This is a genomic window from Citrobacter sp. RHBSTW-00029 (assembly GCF_014104295.1).
GTDB classification, from domain to species: Bacteria; Pseudomonadota; Gammaproteobacteria; order Enterobacterales; family Enterobacteriaceae; genus Citrobacter; species Citrobacter youngae.
On record NZ_JABXRT010000001.1, the window covers coordinates 1,455,795 to 1,476,460 of the forward strand.

Annotated in this window: 19 protein-coding genes, 1 pseudogene and 1 riboswitch; of the genes and pseudogenes, 3 read left to right on the forward strand and 17 right to left on the reverse strand. The window is 51.2% G+C overall.

The window, feature by feature from the left end:
• Positions 1 to 23 precede the first annotated feature (23 nt).
• The 6 genes from HV041_RS07150 to HV041_RS07175 form a co-directional block, all read right to left on the reverse strand.
• The gene (locus HV041_RS07150) at positions 24 to 1,883 is read right to left on the reverse strand and encodes an STY4199 family HEPN domain-containing protein (protein WP_165712364.1); all 1,860 of its coding nucleotides are present in this window, start codon (positions 1,881 to 1,883) and stop codon (positions 24 to 26) included.
• A gap of 395 nt (positions 1,884 to 2,278) precedes the next feature.
• The gene (locus tag HV041_RS07155) at positions 2,279 to 3,553 is read right to left on the reverse strand and encodes a Glu/Leu/Phe/Val dehydrogenase (RefSeq protein WP_005122303.1); all 1,275 of its coding nucleotides are present in this window, start codon (positions 3,551 to 3,553) and stop codon (positions 2,279 to 2,281) included.
• A 322-nt stretch (positions 3,554 to 3,875) separates the two neighbouring features.
• Positions 3,876 to 4,844: a spore coat protein U domain-containing protein gene (locus HV041_RS07160; RefSeq protein ID WP_101742645.1), complete on the reverse strand. Its 969-nt coding sequence runs from the start codon at positions 4,842 to 4,844 to the stop codon at positions 3,876 to 3,878.
• A gap of 13 nt (positions 4,845 to 4,857) precedes the next feature.
• Positions 4,858 to 7,143 (reverse strand): fimbria/pilus outer membrane usher protein, encoded by a 2,286-nt coding sequence (locus HV041_RS07165; RefSeq protein WP_121584725.1) that lies wholly within the window; start codon positions 7,141 to 7,143, stop codon positions 4,858 to 4,860.
• A 55-nt stretch (positions 7,144 to 7,198) separates the two neighbouring features.
• A complete protein-coding gene (locus tag HV041_RS07170; RefSeq protein ID WP_048211445.1) occupies positions 7,199 to 7,921 on the reverse strand; it encodes a molecular chaperone in 723 nt (240 codons plus the stop codon).
• A 14-nt stretch (positions 7,922 to 7,935) separates the two neighbouring features.
• Positions 7,936 to 8,466 carry a spore coat protein U domain-containing protein gene (locus HV041_RS07175; RefSeq protein ID WP_048211446.1) on the reverse strand — a complete coding sequence of 177 codons (531 nt, stop codon included), beginning with the start codon at positions 8,464 to 8,466 and terminating at the stop codon, positions 7,936 to 7,938.
• Positions 8,467 to 8,687: 221 nt separating this feature from the next.
• On the opposite strand from HV041_RS07175, the pseudogene HV041_RS25010 reads away from it, so the two are divergent.
• Both HV041_RS25010 and HV041_RS25015 read left to right on the forward strand, forming a co-directional pair.
• Positions 8,688 to 9,028, forward strand: a pseudogene (locus tag HV041_RS25010) (transposase); the annotation flags it as partial.
• The gene (locus tag HV041_RS25015) at positions 9,014 to 9,127 is read left to right on the forward strand and encodes an integrase core domain-containing protein (protein WP_238788755.1); all 114 of its coding nucleotides are present in this window, start codon (positions 9,014 to 9,016) and stop codon (positions 9,125 to 9,127) included. The pseudogene HV041_RS25010 and the gene HV041_RS25015, both read left to right, overlap by 15 nt.
• A gap of 168 nt (positions 9,128 to 9,295) precedes the next feature.
• Here HV041_RS25015 and ychF read toward each other — a convergent pair whose 3' ends face one another.
• Together ychF and pth are read right to left on the reverse strand one after the other, a co-directional pair.
• Entirely contained in the window at positions 9,296 to 10,390 is a 1,095-nt protein-coding gene (gene ychF, locus HV041_RS07185; RefSeq protein WP_005122324.1) for a redox-regulated ATPase YchF, read from the reverse strand.
• Between the two features lie 115 nt (positions 10,391 to 10,505).
• Positions 10,506 to 11,090, reverse strand: a complete 585-nt coding sequence (pth, locus tag HV041_RS07190; RefSeq protein ID WP_003020814.1) for an aminoacyl-tRNA hydrolase — start codon at positions 11,088 to 11,090, stop codon at positions 10,506 to 10,508.
• 274 nt (positions 11,091 to 11,364) lie between these two features.
• Between pth and ychH the strand changes: the two genes are divergently transcribed.
• Positions 11,365 to 11,643 (forward strand): stress-induced protein YchH, encoded by a 279-nt coding sequence (gene ychH, locus HV041_RS07195; RefSeq protein WP_048211449.1) that lies wholly within the window; start codon positions 11,365 to 11,367, stop codon positions 11,641 to 11,643.
• A 46-nt stretch (positions 11,644 to 11,689) separates the two neighbouring features.
• Here the strand turns inward: ychH and HV041_RS07200 are convergent, their stop codons facing one another.
• From HV041_RS07200 to dauA, 9 genes are all read right to left on the reverse strand, one after another.
• A complete protein-coding gene (locus HV041_RS07200; RefSeq protein WP_121584724.1) occupies positions 11,690 to 12,499 on the reverse strand; it encodes a cytochrome c1 in 810 nt (269 codons plus the stop codon).
• A gap of 4 nt (positions 12,500 to 12,503) precedes the next feature.
• Entirely contained in the window at positions 12,504 to 13,676 is a 1,173-nt protein-coding gene (locus HV041_RS07205; RefSeq protein ID WP_101742648.1) for a cytochrome b N-terminal domain-containing protein, read from the reverse strand.
• A 1-nt stretch (position 13,677) separates the two neighbouring features.
• Positions 13,678 to 14,232 (reverse strand): ubiquinol-cytochrome c reductase iron-sulfur subunit, encoded by a 555-nt coding sequence (gene petA / locus HV041_RS07210; RefSeq protein ID WP_071887352.1) that lies wholly within the window; start codon positions 14,230 to 14,232, stop codon positions 13,678 to 13,680.
• A gap of 21 nt (positions 14,233 to 14,253) precedes the next feature.
• Positions 14,254 to 14,694 carry a pseudoazurin gene (locus HV041_RS07215; protein WP_048211453.1) on the reverse strand — a complete coding sequence of 147 codons (441 nt, stop codon included), beginning with the start codon at positions 14,692 to 14,694 and terminating at the stop codon, positions 14,254 to 14,256.
• An 18-nt stretch (positions 14,695 to 14,712) separates the two neighbouring features.
• Positions 14,713 to 15,492, reverse strand: coding sequence for an ABC transporter ATP-binding protein (locus tag HV041_RS07220; protein ID WP_048211454.1), 780 nt, complete (start codon positions 15,490 to 15,492; stop codon positions 14,713 to 14,715).
• The gene (locus HV041_RS07225; RefSeq protein ID WP_061068030.1) at positions 15,489 to 16,553 is read right to left on the reverse strand and encodes an iron ABC transporter permease; all 1,065 of its coding nucleotides are present in this window, start codon (positions 16,551 to 16,553) and stop codon (positions 15,489 to 15,491) included. The genes HV041_RS07220 and HV041_RS07225 overlap by 4 nt, the downstream gene beginning before the upstream one ends.
• Positions 16,554 to 16,618: 65 nt before the next feature.
• A complete protein-coding gene (locus tag HV041_RS07230; protein WP_061068831.1) occupies positions 16,619 to 17,671 on the reverse strand; it encodes an ABC transporter substrate-binding protein in 1,053 nt (350 codons plus the stop codon).
• Positions 17,672 to 17,881: 210 nt separating this feature from the next.
• Positions 17,882 to 18,112: riboswitch (cobalamin riboswitch) on the reverse strand.
• A gap of 242 nt (positions 18,113 to 18,354) precedes the next feature.
• On the reverse strand, positions 18,355 to 18,870 hold the full coding sequence (locus HV041_RS07235; RefSeq protein WP_048211456.1) for a GNAT family N-acetyltransferase: 516 nt from the start codon (positions 18,868 to 18,870) through the stop codon (positions 18,355 to 18,357).
• Between the two features lie 108 nt (positions 18,871 to 18,978).
• Positions 18,979 to 20,658: a C4-dicarboxylic acid transporter DauA gene (dauA, locus tag HV041_RS07240; protein WP_121584723.1), complete on the reverse strand. Its 1,680-nt coding sequence runs from the start codon at positions 20,656 to 20,658 to the stop codon at positions 18,979 to 18,981.
• Between the last annotated feature and the right edge of the window lie 8 nt (positions 20,659 to 20,666).

Here is a 20,666-nt window from a genome sequence, read left to right on the forward strand (position 1 = left end):
TGAATGCGTTGTTGTATCGCTCATTATTTGACGACGTTATAAATGACCCGTTGCGAGCGACTCCAGTTATCGTCAATCGCAATATTGGGTTCATGGTTTTCTTGTTTTACGCAGTAGTTCTTAACCAGACTTTTTAACTCTGCCCCGTTGAGTGTGCCGAACATCAGACGCGTATTCAGTTCTTTCAATAACACATCGTGGAGTGAATAGGTGGTAGGTCTTAGCAGTGAAAACTGCGCCGCGTCAGCCAGTAAGTCACGCGCATTATCGGCCATCAGACGGCGTTCACAGCGACCCGCAGGTTCATTTTTGGCCATTTCTTCATCGTAAGCTTTCTTCTGGGCTTTCTCAAAATTAAGCGCTCTGTCCAGTTCCGCTTTAATACCCTGAACATCCTTGACAGAAGAACAGAATGTTTTTAAATAACGAATCTGTATGGGGGTCAGCGTGCCATTGTGGTTCGCTGGCTGACGTAATTTACCGGCCATTCTGAGGCAACCGTTTTTTTCATCCATCAACGATGCTGATTGTAATAGGGCATTCAACGTTTCCTCGCGATCTTCCTGTAATGCGGCTTCGGCATAATACAGTTTCCAGCGCATGCCTCCGGCAAGAAACAGGTTGACAACCTGGGTATCACCGCGGTCAATAGCGGCGCGAAGATTTTTTTCATCCCAGGCAATGCCGATATTCGCCAGTTCTTTACGCGGATCGTTACTGGTTTCTTTTTTCGCACCGGCAACCGTTTTACCCACTTCCCCGAGATCGCTACGGATGGACTCCGTATTCACCAGCGTCTTGGTTGAGGTGCCGAAAGTCAGTACCGAGCCAACAATAAGGACAACGATACCGCCCAGCACCCAGGCTACTCGCTTGCGAATGATGTTCGTACCCGTTTTGATTACGTCAATATCCTGAGCCTGAGCCACCAGATCATCTTTTATTCCCTGAACGTCGCCACCGAGATCGTCAATTTTTTGGCTGGTCCGTTCGAAATAGCGAGCAACTTCAGCATTGCTGTCATCAAAAAAGCGATCAGGGTTAACTTTTACCCGGCCTTCATCGAAGGCCTCCTGTACCGGCTCAGTAATTTCTCGGTAATAGTAATTCACCAATGTTGTTTGGACGGAGGTGACCCGCTTATGATGCGCCAGACGGTTGCGAATTACGCGAATATCGTCAAGAAAGGTATTCAGTGTTCGACGTTTATCGTTAACAAAGCTGAGCAACGGGGTATATTGATAAAGTGGAGAATAGTGGATGGGATATTCGTCTTTATCAATAAACAGTGAGGCGAGTTCACTGAAAAGAGTACCGCTCAATACGTCATCACGATCGGCAACGTTCAGCCATTTTTTTACACGTTCCTGACCAAATAATTTGTTTAGGTGCTCAAGTAGGGCTTGTTGGTTATTGTACGCTTCATTAATTAAACTACGAATGGTCAACTCTAATGCCCGTACCTGCTGCAAACTACGTAACTGCTTTTCTTCGTCTTCGTTATTCAGCGTCGTTGAGTAAGTTAATTGAGGCTGTTTTTCTCGCAAATATTCGAGCTGCCACAAAAAACGCAACGCGGCAATGGTCAGATTTCTGTCGGCAGGCTGGCCATCTGTATTTCTGCCGAGCCATTTGTTCAAGGTGCGTAGTGCCGCAAGAAAGCTCGCCATTTCCTGCTCGTTATAGTTAAAGCGGGCCGCTACACTGTTCCAGTTGCCCAATTTCTCTCGGGCTTTATCAAGTGAATCATAAAACGTATCAGGCGAGAGTTGCGTGGGGGCTGGCATGCCCAGCAGGGATAAGATTTGTGGAAATGCGCTGTCGAAAAGAGACAGGCAACGAGTAAAATCGTTGTGCTCAGAAGCAGATGAATGATCGACCATTATATTCTCACATGGTTATTCGCTGAGTTTTCCCGGCCCGATCTAATCGCACAGTGTCAGGCAACTTTCCCAGCAGCCAGAATGCCATAATTCGACAATTATTCGGGATTTTTAATCAGTTCGTCAATATATATGGCGGGCGTAATATTGGTAGTAGACATTGCGGCCAATAATGCGTTGCTATGGGTTCTTAACGCAAATTATGGTTGCTGCGATGGGATTTAATGTTTATTGGCTAACAAACCGCGCAGATATTGGGTAAGTAAAACGCAGAAAGCGGGGCGGATGAATCAGGCGACTACACGCCAATAATGCCACAAATAATGCCGCATTATTGGCGTAACTCACGACTGGCGTTTATCGTCGTTCAAAACGTTGACGTATCTGCCGTCGTATTATCCCGGATAAATACCACGGTCCTTACGTGCCAGCAGGATACGCTCGCAGGCCACAATATAGGCAGCAGTGCGCAATGAGCAGGATTTCTCCGCCGCTTTCTCCCACACATGAACCATCGCATCGGTCATGATTTTATCCATGCGATTGTTGATCTCTTCTTCGCTCCAGAAGAAGCTGGCCATGTCCTGAACCCATTCGAAGTAGCTGACGGTGACGCCGCCTGCGTTACATACGACGTCAGGTACCACGATGATACCGCGGCTTGCCAGCATATCATCGGCATCCGGGTAAGTTGGGCCGTTAGCGCCCTCAAGCACCAGTTTGCAGGTCAGTATTTCTGCACGTTGACGGGTAATCTGCCCTTCCAGCGCGGCAGGGATCAGGATATCCATCTCCACGCTCCAGAAGGCTTCGCTGGCGATAGTTTCCGCCCCCGGGAAACCGGCAATCTGTTTGTGCTCCAACTGCCAGGCGGTCAACGCGGTCATGTCGATCCCGGTGGTGTTAAACAGGGTGGCAGTGTGATCCTGAATGGCAACGACGCGTGCGCCAGCACTGGCGAACAGGCGAGCCGCTTCACTGCCGACATTACCAAAGCCTTGTACCGCTACGCGCGCGCCTTCAACGTCGATATTGGCACGACGAGCCACTTCCAGACCGCTGACGAACACGCCACGACCCGTTGCTTTATCACGACCCAACGAACCGCCAAGGTGGATAGGTTTACCGGTGACCACGCTGGTTACGGTGGTGCCGTGGTTCATGGAGTAGGTATCCATCATCCATGCCATCACTTTGCCGTTGGTGCCGACATCCGGCGCTGGAATATCTTTTTGCGGCCCAATGATAATGCCGATTTCGCTGGTATAGCGGCGGGTTAAACGCTCCAGTTCACCTTCGGACAGCGAGAATGGGTCGACGCGAACGCCACCTTTGGCACCGCCGTACGGCAGGTTCAGTGCGGCACATTTGATGGTCATCCAGGCGGAAAGGGCCATCACTTCATTAAGATCAACATCAGGATGATAACGCACACCGCCTTTTCCCGGGCCGCGGGAGAGGTTGTGCTGTACACGATATCCTTCGAAATGGCGAATAGTGCCGTCATCCATCTGCACCGGAATATCGACAATTAGCGCGCGTTTCGGGTGGCGCAGGGTATCCACCCAATGGGAAAGTTCGCCCAGGTAAGGGGCCACACGCTCGATTTGTTGCAGGTAGGTATTCCAGGCAGATGTGCTGCTATCTGAAGCGTAAGATAACTTATCCATGATAAACCTTAGTTATAAAAGTAATATGTTCTTAATTTGGCCGTGGTATACAGTGGATCTCACCATACAAACTTAAATTTAACATTTTTTTCAAGAAACGGCCTGTCCTTCAGCCCTCTAATAGCCATATAAAAAATATGTGAATTAAGCATTAAGTGAATAATTATCTATTGATTTTGCGAATGTTTGCGATCAAGTAGCAATTCAGGCATTTAATATGCATCGTGCATGAGAATGACTATTTGTCAGATTTATGATGCACCTCTAAAAGTAAACAATATGATAATTATTTGTGTTTTCTTGATTGCATTTTAGCGGCGCGTCAGTAGGTCACTGAGATAGTGACGGTGTCCGCATAGTTGTCGGGGGTGTAGTTCGCGCTGGGAACGGTAGCATACACCGAATATGGCGTAGCGGAGCCGGTGCCAGTGCCTGTAACGGTATTGAGCGGGGTGTTGCCCCACACTGTGCCGGAAGGCCCTGGCGTTGAGCTGAGCTGATAGGGCACTTTATCGCTGTTTGCCCCCGTTCCGCTCATCACACCGTTGCCTGCAGTATTGCCGTTGGAGGGTTGCAGTCCAATGGTATAAGGGGTGTTATTGGTGCATGCCACCCCGATGGTATTTGATGCTGTCGCATTGCGCTGAGTTGCCTTCACCGGGGTAAAACTAATGTTAGTGGCCGATGTGATATTGCACTGTTTGCTGACAGTGGCTGATACGCTGAAGGGAAGTCTGGCGGCAACGGTATCACCGCACGTGGTGGGCGGAATAACTAATCCAGGGTTGAGGGTGATAAGCGCCGTGGCTGCCGTATAGCTGTCCTGATAGCTTCCGGGGACTGCAGAAGTTTGCGGCGTGACGAGCTGGGCGGATACTGTCAGTGAACCGGTCACTGGGAGCAAATTGAGCAAGTTAAGTTGTACCATGGGAACCGAGGTTCCGCTCTGATACTGACTCCCCCAGATTTTACTGTGCCCGGCGTCCTGATATAGCTGATAGCTCAACGTTCTGGCAGGTGTTCCGCTTAACGACATATTCCGTGTTGCCACCTGACCGCTGACGCCCGATGCGCCAATATTAAAACAGAGGTTAATCCCCGCCAGTACGTCGGTCACTTCTTTTGCACAAGTCCAGGTAAAGGTCATTGAGGTCGTTGCGCCTGATGATGACAACGGGTCCACTGCACCAAAACTAATTGGTTGGACGTTACTGACGGAGCAGGTGACCGCATGACTTATCCCTGGACAGACGAGGAGTGCAGCGATAAACAGCAACTGTCTTAATTTCATGAATGAACTCCTGCTATTGTGACCGACATTCCAGCGGGCCTATTTGTACAATCCCCTTTGCATTGGCGGGATAATCGAATTGTGCGTTACAGCTACCGGTATCTGTGTCAACGCGTAACCTGTTGTGCTGTTCCAGGCTGTCAAACCAGGCCATTCCATCGAATCCGACGACGGATGACTGGCCTGCGCCGTTAGTGATATATGCCATGCTGCCCTCAGAAATGGCCTTACCCTGTTCATTAACGAGAGTAACCTGCGCGGCGCGTACGGGAGTGATACCAAAACTGACCAGGGTTCCGGAGCGATCCGCCGGCGTTGCATTGGCTTCAACGCGGGCGATCCGCATATTGGCGGGTAGATCCATGGGGTCAATACTGATTTGATTGTTTTGATAGCTATTGAGTGACGTGACCAGCAGCAGACCCTGATCGTCGCTGCGACCGACAAGGTTGTTTTGCAGCTTGACTGGCACGTCCGGAATGCCGTCTGTTGATACGACGGCAAAACCATTGTTGATTTCCCGAGCCGCGAACAAACCTCCCCCCATCGCAACCAGGGAACCGGTCGCACCAGCATAACCGTAGTGGTTGTCGGGCAGGCGGCTAAATCCGGTGTAGGCTTTTCCGAAACGGCCCAAATACCCGACTTCTCCCTGGCCGCTTTGCCGGGAGGCTTGCTGGCTGGCAGCGACGTTCCATCCCCAGCCGCCGTCACCCGGTGGCGTTTGGCTGGCATTGATCTGGTAGCCGGTTTCATTATTGGTATGTTGTACGGTACTGCTGGCGCTCAGATTACCGCTGGTGGTGACCGTCACCATCAGGTAAACGCTGCGATCGCGGGTGTCGTCAATATTCTGGTTAAATCCGGCATTGAGTGAGATGTTTTCGGTGACGGAATTGAACCAACTGGCGTTGGCGTAGCGTACCGCGCTATCGTGCGGATAGCGAAACTGCAGGTAACTCAGGCTGACATTGCCGGCTGACGCCATTGCATAACCTATTACCGTATTGCTGCTCAGCGAGGGCGGCGGCTCACCATAATGGGTCGCGACATCACGGTAGTCACCTGACGTCGCCGTTGTGCTGGTGCTGAAATTAAACTGTTCACCTGACCAACGGTAACCAACACTGTACAAAAATCCACTTTTCCCTGAGTCCGTACTGGCTGCCAATGCGGTGGACACTGTGCCGCTGCGCGGGCTGGGAACCCAGTCATTGCTAAAACCTGCGTTAATCAGCCCATCACTGGTTTCCGCGTGCGTACCTGCAGTAAAGGTGTTACTGAATCCCCGACGCCAGGTCCCGCTAAACACAGGGGCACTGGCATAATCAAATGAGGCGTAACCGTAATTCTCTCTTACTGCGCCTAATTCCGCTGACCAGGCTGTTAGCCCTTCTCGCAGGAGTTGCTGATCGTTGTAGAACGAGAAATTTTGTACTGTCGTTCTGCCCAGCGCGTCGGTCATCATCACCTGACCGGTCCCTGCGCCGCTGATATTAGGCATGGTGTTGATTTGAAAACTTCCGGCCGGAACCTCCCCGTTGTAGTACTTAATCCCATTGACGTACAACTCAACGTTTGAAGGAAGCGTGGCAGAACCAAGATAGGAGGGAAGCGGGGTGGTTGGCATGTACGGCTGTAAACTAAAATCGGTTCCTATCTGGATGCCGCCAATGCGGGTCGGTCGGGACCAGGTGAGCGAGCTTGTCAGGGTATCGCCAACGTTTATCGCCAACATATTTTCCGGAAATGACGTGCGCCAGCGGGTGTCCATGCGGTAGAAGGCATTATCTGCGTTGGGCGCGGTGGAATATTGAGTCAGTTGGGTTGTGCTTAACACCCCTAAGCCATTAAACGCGCGCAACTCGCTAAATGTGTTGGCGCTGGTTTCATCTCCCTGCTGAGCATAGACATCGTAATTGAGTAACGCCCCACGTGAGTTTGATGCTATTGGTGTCGCTTCGCCGGTCGGGTTCACCTGCGTGGTGGCAAGATCAAGGGAACTGAGCGGCACAGTGAGCGCCAGAGTTTGTTGTTCGACGTTGTAGTCAATGCTCAGTTGGGCAATATCGTTCAGGCTGACGGTGGCAGCCGTATTTTGCGGTAAGCGAAAACCCAACTGTCGTAGGGTATTGGCGCCAGCATAGAGTTTTTCATTCTCATAGCCAAAATGAACCAAGCCGACAGGGTTTCCATTCAGGGTCACGTCAAGATATAAATCGATGCCCGCAAGAGGTGTTGCGTCGCCAATAATTCCACTGTTTGTCTGGTTATTATTGACCGCGTGAGCTGAAACCATTCCAGATAATAATGCTCCATTGAGTAAGCAACATTTCACCAGAAGCCAGGATCTCTTAGAGATCTTGTACTGTTTTTTGGCCATTAACTGTTACTTCAACTTTACCGCCATAATGGGTATCGCTGGCGGACGTGGATAATATCCACCGCATTGTTGAGCCCGGAAGAACATAGCCTAATAGTCCCGGCGTAATGACCTTTTTCGCACCATTATGGTTTATAAAGGTTGCCGCTGATAATTGCGCATGACCATTTCCCTGATTACTGACTTCAAGAAATTTTTTGCCGTCAAGTTGCTGTAATTTCCATTGCAATTTGGCCTGGGTTTCAGCCTGCGCCGTTGGTTGAATAAACACTGGTACGGAATAATGCAGCACAAACTGAAGTTTATTTTTTTGTAATTTTGCTGGCGGTAATTCGTCAATTGATAACCGATAGGCATCTTCGGTATGTGTCGATGGCGGGCCGGTGCGAATAACACGAATCAACTGGCGTTCACCAGGGGCTAACGCCAGCATCGGCGGGCTGATAACCAGCCCCTGAGAGGGAGACAGCTTATCGCCATAAGCGCTTTGGCTCCAGCGAAAGACCCGAACCTGGGCATTCAGCACGTTTTCTCCGGCATTGCTTAGCCAGATCCCATCGGCATTTTGCGACGCTTGCAGCGTTAATGTAACTGGGGCAACCTGCAATCCGCTGGCTGTCGCCGAATTTACGCTCATAGCCGCTCCTAACAGGCATGCGCAGGCATACTGCTGTACAGGCAGTTTTACTGTCATCTGTGTTCCTGAATTTAGTAGTTAACGTTTACCGTTACGGTGTCGGCATAGTCGTCAGGTGTGAAGTTCGCGCTTGGCGCGGTGGCATATACGGTAAAACTCTGTAGAAGCCCAGTTCCCTGGGATGCAACACCATTTCCTACCGTGGTGGCGGTGGCCGTATTCCCCCAGACCGGTCCTGTTGCTGATGTTTGGTTCAGCTGGTAAGGCACTTTATCGGTATTGTTTGCTGCATTTGCGACAGAGGACATGGCTCCGGACCCCGTGGGTGTCCCGCCGTTGGCCGCTGAAGGTGCCAGGCCAATAAAGTAGGGGGTGGTTTTTGAGCAATTAATTGAAATTGTGTTGCTTGCGCTGGTATTTGTCGCAGTGGTATTCACGGGACCGAGAGTAATATTTGAAGCCGACCCCGCAGTGACGGTACACGCTTTTTGTATCGTCATCAGTACCTGAAATGTCCCGCTTGTAGACGCTGCGTTTGCCGCCGGAATAATGGAAAAGGCGCCGCAAAAAAGAATTAAGCGTTTGTCGAAGACTAGAGCCATATCCTTCACCTTTTTCAAATAACCACATTTTTTGCTTTAAAAAAACAATAATGTGACACAAGAAGACATGAGTTAACCCTAGAATAAGTATTAGACGTACGCCAGTTGATCTCATGAATTTTACTTAGAGAAAAGGTGATGTCGTCGACAAAAAAATAATACCAACGGGTGAGTATGTCGTTTCTTTTTTATGCTACTCAAAAGTATGCCGTGGGGTCGCTATTTCGGAGGCCAGCTATTACAACTGGAAGGCAAAGTATGGCGGGATAGAAGCGGCCGATATTAAAAAATTCAAAGACCTTGAGGATGAGAATCGACGTTTGAAACAAATGTTTGCCGACCTGAGTCTGGAAAATCTCACGTTAAAAGACGTCATCGAAAAAAAGCTTTAAAACCAGCGATAAAGCGTGAGCTCGTCAGCTATCTGACGGCACAATTTGCCATGAGTTTACGCCAGGCCTGCAGGACGTTATCGTTGAGCAGGACGGTGTATTTTTATCAGCCCAATACCGGACGTGAAGAACCAGTGATCCATGCGCTGACTGAGCTGGCAGAACGCTATAACAACGAGCGGCCTCATGAATCCCTGAACAACCTGACGCCGGAAGAGTACCGGCTGATGTTTGAAAAACCGGAAATTTCAAAAAATGCGTGGGACTAAAACAGGTGTGCTTACAATTGCACTCACCAGCGTGCTCAATTTTAGCTGTGTTTCTAAGGTGCTGGCACGGTCGTTATGAAAACAAAAATCCACGCAGCTGCGTGGATTTTTTTCGCGTTCATTGATCTGATAAAGCTCCGGAAAGCCTGATCAGACAGCAGAAGCAACTTAAACGTTGAACAGGAAGTTCATCACATCGCCATCTTTAACGATGTAATCTTTACCTTCTGCACGCATCTTGCCGGCTTCTTTCGCGCCTTGCTCACCTTTATAGGTGATGAAGTCTTCAAACGCGATGGTTTGTGCGCGGATAAAGCCTTTCTCGAAGTCGGTGTGGATCTTACCAGCTGCCTGCGGGGCCGTTGCGCCGACAGGGATGGTCCATGCACGGACTTCTTTCACACCCGCGGTGAAGTAGGTCTGCAGGTTCAGCAGTTCGTAGCCTGCGCGGATAACGCGGTTCAGGCCCGGCTCTTCCAGACCCAGTTCAGCCATAAATTCGTCACGATCAGCATCGTCGAGTTCAGCGATGTCAGCTTCAACAGCGGCACAAACGGCAACCACGACAGACCCTTCAGCGTCGGCGATTTCGCGAACTTTATCGAGGTACGGATTGTTTTCAAAACCGTCTTCGTTCACGTTGGCGATATACATGGTTGGCTTCAGCGTCAGGAAGCTCAGGTATTTGATGGCTGCTTTGTCTTCATCAGTCAGGTTTTTCAGCGCTCGCAGCATACCGGCGTTTTCCAACTGCGGCAGGCATTTTTCCAGTGCAGCCAGTTCAGCTTTAGCGTCTTTATCACCGCCTTTGGCTTTCTTCTGTACACGGTGGATAGCACGCTCGCAGGTGTCGAGATCGGACAGTGCCAGTTCGGTGTTGATAACGTCGATATCGTCAGCCGGATCCACTTTATTGTTCACGTGGATAATGTTGTCGTTTTCGAAGCAGCGAACAACGTGACCGATAGCTTCGGTTTCACGAATGTTGGTCAGGAACTGGTTACCCAGGCCTTCACCTTTGGATGCGCCTTTTACCAGACCCGCGATATCCACAAATTCCATTGTGGTGGGCAGGATACGCTGCGGTTTGACGATTTCGGCCAGTTGATCCAGACGAGGATCGGGCATCGGGACAACACCCGTGTTCGGCTCGATAGTACAGAACGGGAAGTTTGCCGCTTCAATACCCGCTTTTGTGAGCGCGTTGAACAGGGTGGATTTGCCTACGTTTGGCAAACCGACGATACCGCATTTGAATCCCATGTTTAAATCACCTTAATCTTTTGATATTCAACCTGTTATGGAAAACAGATTGTAGAAATGTAAATAACTTTGCCTATTATACACAGCACGCGAGAAAAATGCCGCACATCGCTGCTTATTGCGCTTTAAAGGTGTGTAACCGGCTCGTTGCTTTGGTGAGTCCATCTTTGAATAAAATCTCGGTACAACGTGCCGCTTCGTCAATGGCTTCATCAATTAACTTCTGTTCTGAAACAGGCGGTTTGCCTAAAACAAAACCGACAACTTTATTTTTATCGCCCGGATGGCCGATTCCAACGCGTAAACGATGAAAGTTAGGGTTATTGCCTAACTTGCTGATGATGTCTTTCAGGCCGTTATGTCCGCCATGACCGCCGCCGAGCTTAAATTTGGCGACGCCGGGCGGCAGATCTAATTCATCGTGGGCGACCAGAATTTCATCAGGGTTAATGCGATAAAAGCTGGCCATTGCGCCAACGGCTTTGCCGCTCAGATTCATAAATGTGGTCGGTACCAGCAGGCGGACATCTTCACCTTCAAGCGTGACTCTGGAGGTGTAACCGAAGAATTTCGGCTCATCGCGCAGGGGGGCACGGAGTCTCTCTGCCAGTAAATCGACGTACCATGCGCCTGCATTATGTCGCGTTGCCGCATACTCTGCGCCGGGATTCGCCAGGCCGACAATCAATTTAATCGCCACGTAATTTGTCCTGAGTGTGTCTATAACCGGCGTGTAGTTTACTGTTTGCCGACGCGCTTGACAAAAAACTGCGTGGGTCGCACCGAAAACTGAATAATTGCAGAAGTGGACTATTGGAAATTGAGGGTGTTCAGTAGCTTATTTGTAAAGTTTTGTTGCGTTGGTGTTTGTATTTGTGATCACAGGCGCACTTGCTAATGGCAGTGTTGTCTATACTTTACACATAAGGATTAGGGGTATTCCCTGTAACAACCCAAAGTTCCGGAGGTGACACATGAAACGCAAAAACGCTTCGTTACTCGGTAACGTGCTCATGGCTTTAGGGTTGGTGGTGATGGTTGGTGGTGTTGGTTACTCTATTTTAAACCAGTTACCGCAATTTAATCTGCCACAGTTTTTTGCACATGGTGCCGTGCTCAGTATTTTTGTTGGTGGCGTCCTCTGGCTGGCGGGTGCCCGCGTCGGCGGACATGAACAAATCAGTGACCGCTACTGGTGGGTTCGCCATTACGACAAACGCTGCCGTCGTAATGATAGCCAACGCCACAGCTAAGTGCTGACATAACCTGCAGACCAGCCAGCGTTACGCTGACTGGTCGTTAGTTTTTCTCGTTGCTGCGCGAGCGGGATCGCATGCGCTGTAACAGTGCTAATAGCGCCAACATACTCGCCAGATATCCCATAACGACCGCTCCCTGATGTTTTCTGCTCTCAAGCTGCGGGTCAGCGGCCCATGCCAGAAACGCGGTGACATCTCGTGCGTACTGTTCTTCCGTTTGGGGAGCATGCGTTTGCATAGCCCAGGTGATGTCATTGTCAGCCAGCGGTTTGGGCATATTAATCATCCCGCCTGGGAAAAAACGGTTGGTTTTCATCTCCGGGTCATCGGTTGCATACCCGGTCAGCAGCGCATAAACATAATCAGCGCCTTGCTCGGTGTAGGGGGTGAACGCATCCAGTAAAAATCGCGGAAACCCACGGTCGTAGGTTCGCGCTCGAACGATATAGCTCAGGTCAACCGGCAGCGCGCCATTATTAAGGTATTTTGCTTCCTGGTCATTCAGATAAGGTGACGCGAAAACATCGTTCAGATTGCCTTCCCGTTCGCCGGGTTGACCGTCGTCTTCAATTGTCGCGAAGACGTAGCCGCTGGCCAGTGTTTTGGCCTCCGCCTCACTGAGTTGCGGCCCTCCAGCTTTAGTTAACGTTTTGAAAGTGAGATATTTCATACCGTGGCAGGCCCGGCATTTCTCTTCATAGACCTGCAGCCCGCGTCGCAGTTGTTCGCTATCGTGTTTACCGTTCACGCCGCTAAACGACCATGTCTGCGCGGTGGGTAGCTGTGCGCAAATCGCGTTGCTCAATAAAAGAGCCAGAGTCAGAGTTGCTGTGGGTAAAAATCGCGCCATGATGTCAGTCCTGTCGTTCCAGTAAACGTCGGCACGGCAGCACAAGCAGAAACCATGCAAAATAAATAACGGTTGAAAGCTGAGACGCCGCGCGTGTCCAGCCATCGTCATCGCTAAAACCATCAATTAAGTCCGGCCCGACCAATGCTTTTGAGCCCAACCAACCCAGAAAGAGCGCATTGGCGACCCACAGCCAAAAAATGGCTTTAACCAGCCGACTGTTATTACGAAACCGTGCGTGTGACGTATCCAGCCACGGGAGAAAATAGAAAATCAGTACCGCAGCGCACATCGCAGTGATGCCTGCCAGTTCATTGGGGAAGCAGCGCAGAATGGAGAAGAAAGGCAGGAAATACCATTCAGGCGCGACGATAGCCGGTGTGAGTGTCGGGTCTGCCGGAATAAAGTTATCGGCGCTGCTGAGATAGTGCGGCGCGAAAAACAGAAACCAGGCGAACAGCATTAGAAAGAGGGTGAGTTTGATTGCATCGTTTTCGGTGATGCGAAAATCGAACAACACACGCTGAGACTCCTTGGGCGAAAATGTTTTCTTCCGCGCGTGGGCAAAAGCCGACTGGACGGTACGGATGTGCCATATCGTAACCGCGACAATGGCGAAGGGGATGATAAAGTGAAGGACATAAAAACGGCCTAATGTCGGCGTGCCGGGCATATAGCCACCGACCAAAAAGGTATATAGCGTATCGCCAATAAACGGTATCGCCCGGGCGAAACTGGTGATGACCGTAGCGGCCCAGTAGCTTTTTTGCCCCCAAATCAGGCTATAGCCGAGAAACGCGGTGATCATCAACAGCACATACAGCGTCACGCTGATTGCCCACATCTTCAGATAGGGTTTGCGGTAGACGTTGTAATACATTGCCCGGAAAATATGCAGATAACAGGCGAAGAAAAAAAGCGACGCGCCAATAGCATGCAGATTGCGCACCAGCTCACCGTGTCTGACTGCGCGCAGAATATGAACAATAGAGTCAAAAGCGGATCCCGCTGTAGGCACATAGAACATAGCCAGCACGATACCGGAGAGCATTTGCACGCCGAGCATGACCAGCAATATGAGACCAATAGCAAAGATCCACACGCCAGCGACTGAGCGGGGGACAGGAAGACGAAACTGCAGGTGATACCAGGGGGAGGACGGATAAGCGGATTTCATCTCAGGCATCCTTCGTACCAATACGCAGACTCAGGCCGTCAGCCGACACGCTAAAGTCAGGGATGGCCAGATTCGCCGTGGCCGGGCCTCGTGTTACGCGCCCGGAGGTGTCAAACTCGGAACCATGACACGGGCAGACCCAGCCCTGTCCGTTGGGGTTGGCATTGGGTACACAACCCGCGTGGGGGCAGTAACCTTGTACTACCAGCCACTGTGGATGTGCCGCTGCCACCCGCTCGCTATCCGCCTGTGGATCGGCCAGTAGACGCAGATCAGCTTGCCGCGCCGCGGCAATCTCCTCCGTCGTGCGGTGGCGAATCAGGATCAGTTTTCCCTGCCAGATACGCTTCACCGTCTGGCCTGCTGTTACGCCTGCGAGGGAGACATCAACAGGTTCATTTTCCGCCACCGTTTTATCATCCGGACCCAGCGCGGAAATGAGTGGCCAGACGGCGGCAGTCACGCCCGCTGCGCCGACAAATTTCGTCAGCTTGCACAGGCAATCGCGCCGCTGAGTTTGGATTGTTTCGCTAAGCGTTTTTTTGTCCACCACCATTATTCTCCCTTTGTGACGGCGTTACTGTTTATCGATGCGGGTATAAATTTCCTGAAAACGCTTATCGGCAAGACCAGGGGCTTTGAACGCGCGGTAGCTGTCGGGTAAAACGGCGTCGCCGACTTTAATCAGCATGATCATGCCCTGCGCGTAGTGCGGTGAACATTTGATGCCGTAGAAACCTGCGTTGTCGTATTTCACTTCAATCTCTTCATCGATTTTGCCGATAAAGCCGGGGTATCCGGCGGGAGAGAGTTCGGCAATCGACGCGGCATTGTGGCTCTTATGTTTGCGGATAAACTTCACGCTATCACCTGGCTGGATCGCCAGATAGTCCGGCTCATAAACCATCGGGCCGCCTGTACCGCGGTTTTTCATCAGCACTTCGTAGGTTTGTGCAAAAGCCGTCGAGGTGAAGGCTAACAGGCATAAGATTTGCAAACTTTGCTTAACACATTTCATTGCGGTTCCTTTCGGTGTTTACGCGGGGCGTTGGTAACGGATAAAACAGTTCTCTTCGTCGGGGGCGTGTTCGACAATCGCGTCGATCCCAAACCAGCTATTAAGATTTTCACGGGTAAAAATGGCGGCAGGACGCCCCTGCATCGCCAGCTGTCCGGCTTTCATCACCATGATGCGATCGCAGAACATCGCCGCATGATTCAGGTCGTGTAGGGCAGCGATGACGGTGAGTTTTTCACGTTTAACCAGATTGAGCAGGCCAATCTGATGCTGGATATCAAGATGGTTTGTCGGCTCATCCATCAGCAGTACCTGCGGCTGTTGTGCCAGCGCTCTGGCGATGTGCAGACGTTGACGCTCTCCGCCGGAGAAGGTATGCCAGCAGCGATGCTGCATGTTTTGTAGAGCGACTTTCTCCAGCATCGTCTGCACAATATCGTCGTCTTTCCTCGACCACGGCGACAGCAGGCTCAGCCATGGCGTGCGACCAAGAGAAACCGCCTGAATGGCGGTAAGACGCTCACTGGTTTCAGCCTGTTGTTCAACCAGTGCCACCTTCTGCGCCAGATGGCGGCGTGAATAGCGTCGAATATCCTGATGGTTTAACGTAACGTGCCCGGAAGACGGTTTCAGTAAACCCGCCAGGAGCGAAATCAGCGACGTTTTCCCGGAACCATTGGGGCCGATAATGCCGACAAACTCGCCGCGCGAGACCTGAAAAGAGACATCATTGACGATGGCTTTGCCTTTGACCTCCCAGTACAGATGCTGGGCGTTTACCACAGGATTAGCGGTCATTTCCCCGGATTCCCTCGTATCAAAATGATGGCAAATGCAGGTGCGCCGACCAGTGCGGTAATCACGCCGATCGGCAAGACCTGTCCTGGAAGTAAGGTGCGTGAAATAACATCCGCGACGATAAGGAAAATGGCACCAATAAGAGCGCTGACGGGCAATAGGCGATGGTGCTGATTTCCCACCAGTAACCGCGCAGCATGGGGGATGACCAGTCCGACAAAGCCAATGGCGCCGACGATTGATACCATTATGGCCGTCATCCCTGTTACGGCGGCAATCAGTACGCCACGGGTGCGTTTAACGGGAATGCCCAACGATGCCGCTGATTCCGCGCCAAACGAGAAAGCATCCAGATGGCGGGCGTAGCAAAAGCAAACGACGATGCCAATCAGCGCAGTAGGGATGGCCAGCACGACATCCGGCCAGCGTACCCCGCTGAGATTGCCCAGCAGCCAGAACATGATGCCCCGAGCCTGTTCGGCATTGGCTGAGCGCGTAATGATGAGCGAGGTAATGGCATTGAACAGCTGCGAACTGGCAATCCCGGCGAGAATGATTTGCGTGGTGGCCGAGCCGCTTTTGCCCCTTGCCGCCATCGCCAATAGTGCGACAAACAGAAATGCCGTCAGCGCGCCAATAAACGCGCCAAGCGACATGGAAATGATCCCTGCGCCAAGTCCGGTCAGGGCGATGAGCACCGCGCCCGTTGAGGCTCCGGCAGAAATACCCAGCAGGTAAGGTTCGGCCAGCGCATTGCGCAGCAGCGACTGGAGAACCACGCCTGAAACCGCCAGGCAGGCTCCGCAACAGGCGGAAACCAGCGCGCGGGTCAGGCGGTAGTTCCAGATAATCCCGGCATCAAGCGCATCCACCGCATACTGTGTATCAAACAAGCGGTTTGCCAGCGTATGGCTGACATGCTGCCACGGGATAACCGTCTCACCGATTGAAATGCCCGCCAGAAGGACGCCGCACATCACCATGCTGACCCACAGCGCGTGGAACAGCGTCCTGCATGCAAGCTGGCTCATGGCATGACGCGTCCTGCGTAATTCGCTCATTGTTTACGACTTCCCGGAATACGAAAGGGCGCTATGCCCGTATAAGGCATAACGCGCGACGAGAGTTAGTGAGTCGTCTGAGGGTGCGCCAGACCATATTGCACCAGCGCATCGGCGAGTTTTTCCAGTCCGTCAATGGTTCTGATACCCGCGTTCATGGTTTGCACGTCGATCACCGGCAGGTGGTTTTCTTTCACTGCCGGGATCAGCCGGGTAACAGGATCGGACGTGAGGTATTCCATTTTGACTTTCCAGTCATCGGCCGGGAAGCGGCGACGGCCCATCTCGCCGAGGACGATGACCGATGGATTGGCTTTGGCAATGGTTTCCCAACCTACTGTTGGCCACTCCTCGGCGGAATCAATGACATTTTTCACCCCAAGAGATTGCGCTATCCACGCCGCGGGGCCAAATTTCCCGGCGACATAGGGGTCAAGCTGCAGGTCGGCGCTGGAGAACCAAAAGACGGCAGATACGTGGTTGTCCATGCCGGCAATCTTAGCTTTCGCAGCGGCTTCACGTGCTTTCAGGCTGGCAATCAGTTCATCGCCTTTGTCCTGTACATCAAAAATTTTCGCCAGGTCGGCAATTTCCTGATAGACCATGGCGATATCAAACATGCTCTTACGCACGCCGTCGCCGCCGTCTTCGTTGTCTTTGGCACAATCGGCTGGGGCGGTATAAACCGGAACGTGTAATTCGCTAAATTGTTCGTAAGAGGCAACTGTGCCCGCAGGGCCAATCTGCCATTCAAACTGACTGGCCACCAGATCCGGTTTTTTCGCAATAATCCCTTCGAAACTCGGGATGTTTTGCGCAATGACTGCAATCTTGTCATTCACTGCTTTGTACTGTTCAGGTACCGGGCCAAACCACAGTGATGTTCCAACAACACGATCGGCCAGACCCAGGGAATAGAGGATTTCAGTACTGTTTTGTCCAACGGTAGTCACGCGTTTTGGCGCATGATTAAACGTAATATCCCTACCACAGTTTTTGATCGTTAATGGATATTCTGTTTTTGCCGCAGAAGCCATATTGCTGGTCAGGAAGAGTGCTGCGCCAGTCAGTGCCAGAAGTGAAAGTTTGCAATAAGCAGAAGTTATTTTTGCGTGCATTAGCGTTGTCCCGTTCATGCCAGAATCTGAACGTCTGGTCATGGTTCATTTCGTTCCATAAATTCGGGACAGGCACATGACGATAGATGACATCTAATCGTGAACTGCGGGCAAGATAATATGAAAATAAAACATATTGTTGCCAATTTGTTCAGAAATTATATTATTCATTCGTCAAATAAATCACCCCATGGACCATCCCGTCCACTCAATGTATACAACCTTGACAGCAGGTCTCCTGGCTCGCGGCAATCTGAATATCGGCCTTCCCATAAAGGCGTTCTTTACAGTGACCTGTCGTGGATAATCCACGACACAGTGATATTCAGTTTCCGCTTACAGTTGCGGGGGCAGCTATGGCATAAGATTAAAATAATCCGCACCATATTCCGTTTCAAAATGATAAATAGATTCTGAAATACTGTCGGTGGGGACTTTATCGGTATCGAATAGCCCCGTCAACCGCTTGAATAAGTAGGGTTGATACCGCTTTTATTTTTAAATTCAATAAAATCAATTCGTTGCTTTGGTGTTTGTGACATTAGTTATGTGAAAAACACAAATACCGATAAACTAAATGAGAATTGTTTGATGTTGATCAATTAATGTTTTCTTTGCCGAGCTGACCACGCTTAATAACGAAATTTACTGTGATATTTAATTATTTGCGCGGCGTCACATTTTTATTGATATTTTTCCATGTGTACGATTTGCTGTTCGCCACCTTCATCAAAAAAGACGGTAAAGTGATTTCGCAACCAAAATTGATAGCCACCAGGTAAAAAGTGGTGGGTGTGCAGATAGCGTATTTTATATTGTTGTCGGTCGCAAAATTGTTCCGCCAGCAGGACAAGTTGGCTGCCTATGCCTTGCCGACGATATTCCTGTGAGACGTAGCAGCGACAAATTTCCGCGGTTGAGGATAATTGATAGCGTCCGCGCAGTGCAGGTATTCGGTCATCGTACTGGCAAACCGCCAGCGTAGCGATAAGTTGCTGTCGGTTATTCCATGCGCCGAGCAACAGATTTCGCGGTTGATGGAGGTAGTGTGAGCGCAGATTTAATACATCTGCATGCGGTTCAGGTGCTGGTCGGTTAGCGTTAAAATAGAGATTTAAATGGTGGATAATAAACGACTGAACGGACGAAATATCAGCCTCAGTTATTTCACGGAATATAAATGTAGTATCAGCGTTCATCGTTGCAGATATCATCAGAACCAGGGGAACTGGATAATAGCAACTCAGACGCGTTTACAGAAGAGAAGTGTTACCGGCAAGCCTGCGCAAGCCGGTAACATCGTATGATTAAATATCTGCCAGCGCGGCATCACGGTTCGGGAAGAATGCCAGACGACCGGGGATCGGCTGAATACCGGCGCGCGCCATGGTGCGCAGCGGCTGGAATTCCAGGTTAGAAACCCGCAGTTCGCAGCCTTCGGGCAGTTTTTTCACAAAGCGCTGGAAAGCGTCCAGACCACCGGCATCCAGTACCGGGACCGCGTCCCACTTCAAGACTACGATGCGTTTACCTGCAATACGCGACTCGAGATCGGTAAATAATCCTTCCGCCGCGGCAAAGAATAGCGGGCCAATGACGCGCAACACCAGCACATCGTCCGGTACGTCTACGTTGACCGGCGCCAGACGCGTCATGCGCGCAATACGACGCATAAACAGCAAAGAAGCGAGAACGATACCGACGCTGATGGCGATAACCATATCGAACAGCACCGTCAGCGACATACACATCAGCATAACGATGATGTCGTCTTTTGGCGCATGACGCAGCAGATCCACGACTTTATGCGCTTCACTCATGTTCCATGCCACCATTAGCAGCAGGGCAGCCATGGCGGAAAGCGGTAACCAGGAAAGCAGCGGTGCAAGCACCAGCAGGGCAAGGATCACCAGAATTGCATGGATAACCGCAGAGATTGGCGAGGTTGCACCCGCGCGGACGTTTGCCGCAGAACGGGCAATTGCCGCCGTGGCGGTGATACCGCCAAAGAACGGTGCCACGATGTTGCCCAGTCCCTGACCAATCAGCTCACTGTTAGCTTTGTGTTTGGTGCCGGTCATCCCATCAAGTACGACGGCGCACAGCAGAGATTCGATCGCCCCGAGCATCGCCATCGAGAAGGCTGCCGGTAACAGCGCCTGTAACGAACTCCAGCTCAGGGTAAAGTTTGATTCCGGCATATTCCACGGTAATACCAACTGCGGCAGTAGTTGTGGGATACCATTGCCCTGCGAGCCGTCAGCCAGAATATAGTGGAACTGAGAACCAATGGTGGCGACATGGCCGCCGGTCAGGTTCACGATACCCATTACCGCACAGCCTGCCAGTAGTGCGGGAAGGTGGCCCGGTAATCGGATACCCAGACGCGGCCAGAAAATCAGGATCCCCAGCGTCACTACGCCAATGGCGGCATCACCCACGTTGATGGTCGGCAAGGCCATAAATAGCGCACCCACCTTCTGCAAATAGTGCTCTGGCACGTGGGTCATTTGCAGGCCGAGAAAATCTTTAATCTGCATGGTACCGATGGTGATACCAATACCCGAGGTAAAACCTAACGTAACGGACACCGGAATGTATTCGATCAGGCGGCCAAATCGAGCGAGGCCGAAAAGGATCAGGAATATCCCGGACATTAGCGTGGCGACCAGCAGACCTGCCAGTCCAAACTGTTGCGACACCGGATACAAAATCACCACGAAGGCGGCAGTTGGGCCTGATACGCTAAAGCGTGAGCCCCCGGTGAGGGCGATAACAATTCCAGCCACGGCAGAGGTGTACAGGCCGTACTGTGGTGCAACGCCACTACCGATTGCCAGCGCCATCGCCAGCGGAATGGCAATTATCCCAACCGTTATCCCGGCGATCAGGTCGCGGGTAAAGCGAGAAACGGTATATTTTTCTTTCCAACAAGCGTCGATGAGGGCGCGGAAAGGCATCACATGTGAGGAAAATAATCTGTTCACAATAATGT

Bases quoted from the DNA above. Each gene is read 5' to 3' on its own strand.
- HV041_RS07150 (WP_165712364.1), bottom strand. From the start codon at position 1,883: ATGGTCGATCATTCATCTGCTTCTGAGCACAACGATTTTACTCGTTGC.
- HV041_RS07155 (WP_005122303.1), bottom strand. From the start codon at position 3,553: ATGGATAAGTTATCTTACGCTTCAGATAGCAGCACATCTGCCTGGAAT.
- HV041_RS07160 (WP_101742645.1), bottom strand. From the start codon at position 4,844: ATGAAATTAAGACAGTTGCTGTTTATCGCTGCACTCCTCGTCTGTCCA.
- HV041_RS07165 (WP_121584725.1), bottom strand. From the start codon at position 7,143: ATGGTTTCAGCTCACGCGGTCAATAATAACCAGACAAACAGTGGAATT.
- HV041_RS07170 (WP_048211445.1), bottom strand. From the start codon at position 7,921: ATGACAGTAAAACTGCCTGTACAGCAGTATGCCTGCGCATGCCTGTTA.
- HV041_RS07175 (WP_048211446.1), bottom strand. From the start codon at position 8,466: ATGGCTCTAGTCTTCGACAAACGCTTAATTCTTTTTTGCGGCGCCTTT.
- ychF (WP_005122324.1), bottom strand. From the start codon at position 10,390: ATGGGATTCAAATGCGGTATCGTCGGTTTGCCAAACGTAGGCAAATCC.
- ychH (WP_048211449.1), top strand. From the start codon at position 11,365: ATGAAACGCAAAAACGCTTCGTTACTCGGTAACGTGCTCATGGCTTTA.
- HV041_RS07200 (WP_121584724.1), bottom strand. From the start codon at position 12,499: ATGGCGCGATTTTTACCCACAGCAACTCTGACTCTGGCTCTTTTATTG.
- HV041_RS07205 (WP_101742648.1), bottom strand. From the start codon at position 13,676: ATGAAATCCGCTTATCCGTCCTCCCCCTGGTATCACCTGCAGTTTCGT.
- petA (WP_071887352.1), bottom strand. From the start codon at position 14,232: ATGGTGGTGGACAAAAAAACGCTTAGCGAAACAATCCAAACTCAGCGG.
- HV041_RS07215 (WP_048211453.1), bottom strand. From the start codon at position 14,694: ATGAAATGTGTTAAGCAAAGTTTGCAAATCTTATGCCTGTTAGCCTTC.
- HV041_RS07220 (WP_048211454.1), bottom strand. From the start codon at position 15,492: ATGACCGCTAATCCTGTGGTAAACGCCCAGCATCTGTACTGGGAGGTC.
- HV041_RS07225 (WP_061068030.1), bottom strand. From the start codon at position 16,553: ATGAGCGAATTACGCAGGACGCGTCATGCCATGAGCCAGCTTGCATGC.
- HV041_RS07230 (WP_061068831.1), bottom strand. From the start codon at position 17,671: ATGCACGCAAAAATAACTTCTGCTTATTGCAAACTTTCACTTCTGGCA.
- HV041_RS07235 (WP_048211456.1), bottom strand. From the start codon at position 18,870: ATGAACGCTGATACTACATTTATATTCCGTGAAATAACTGAGGCTGAT.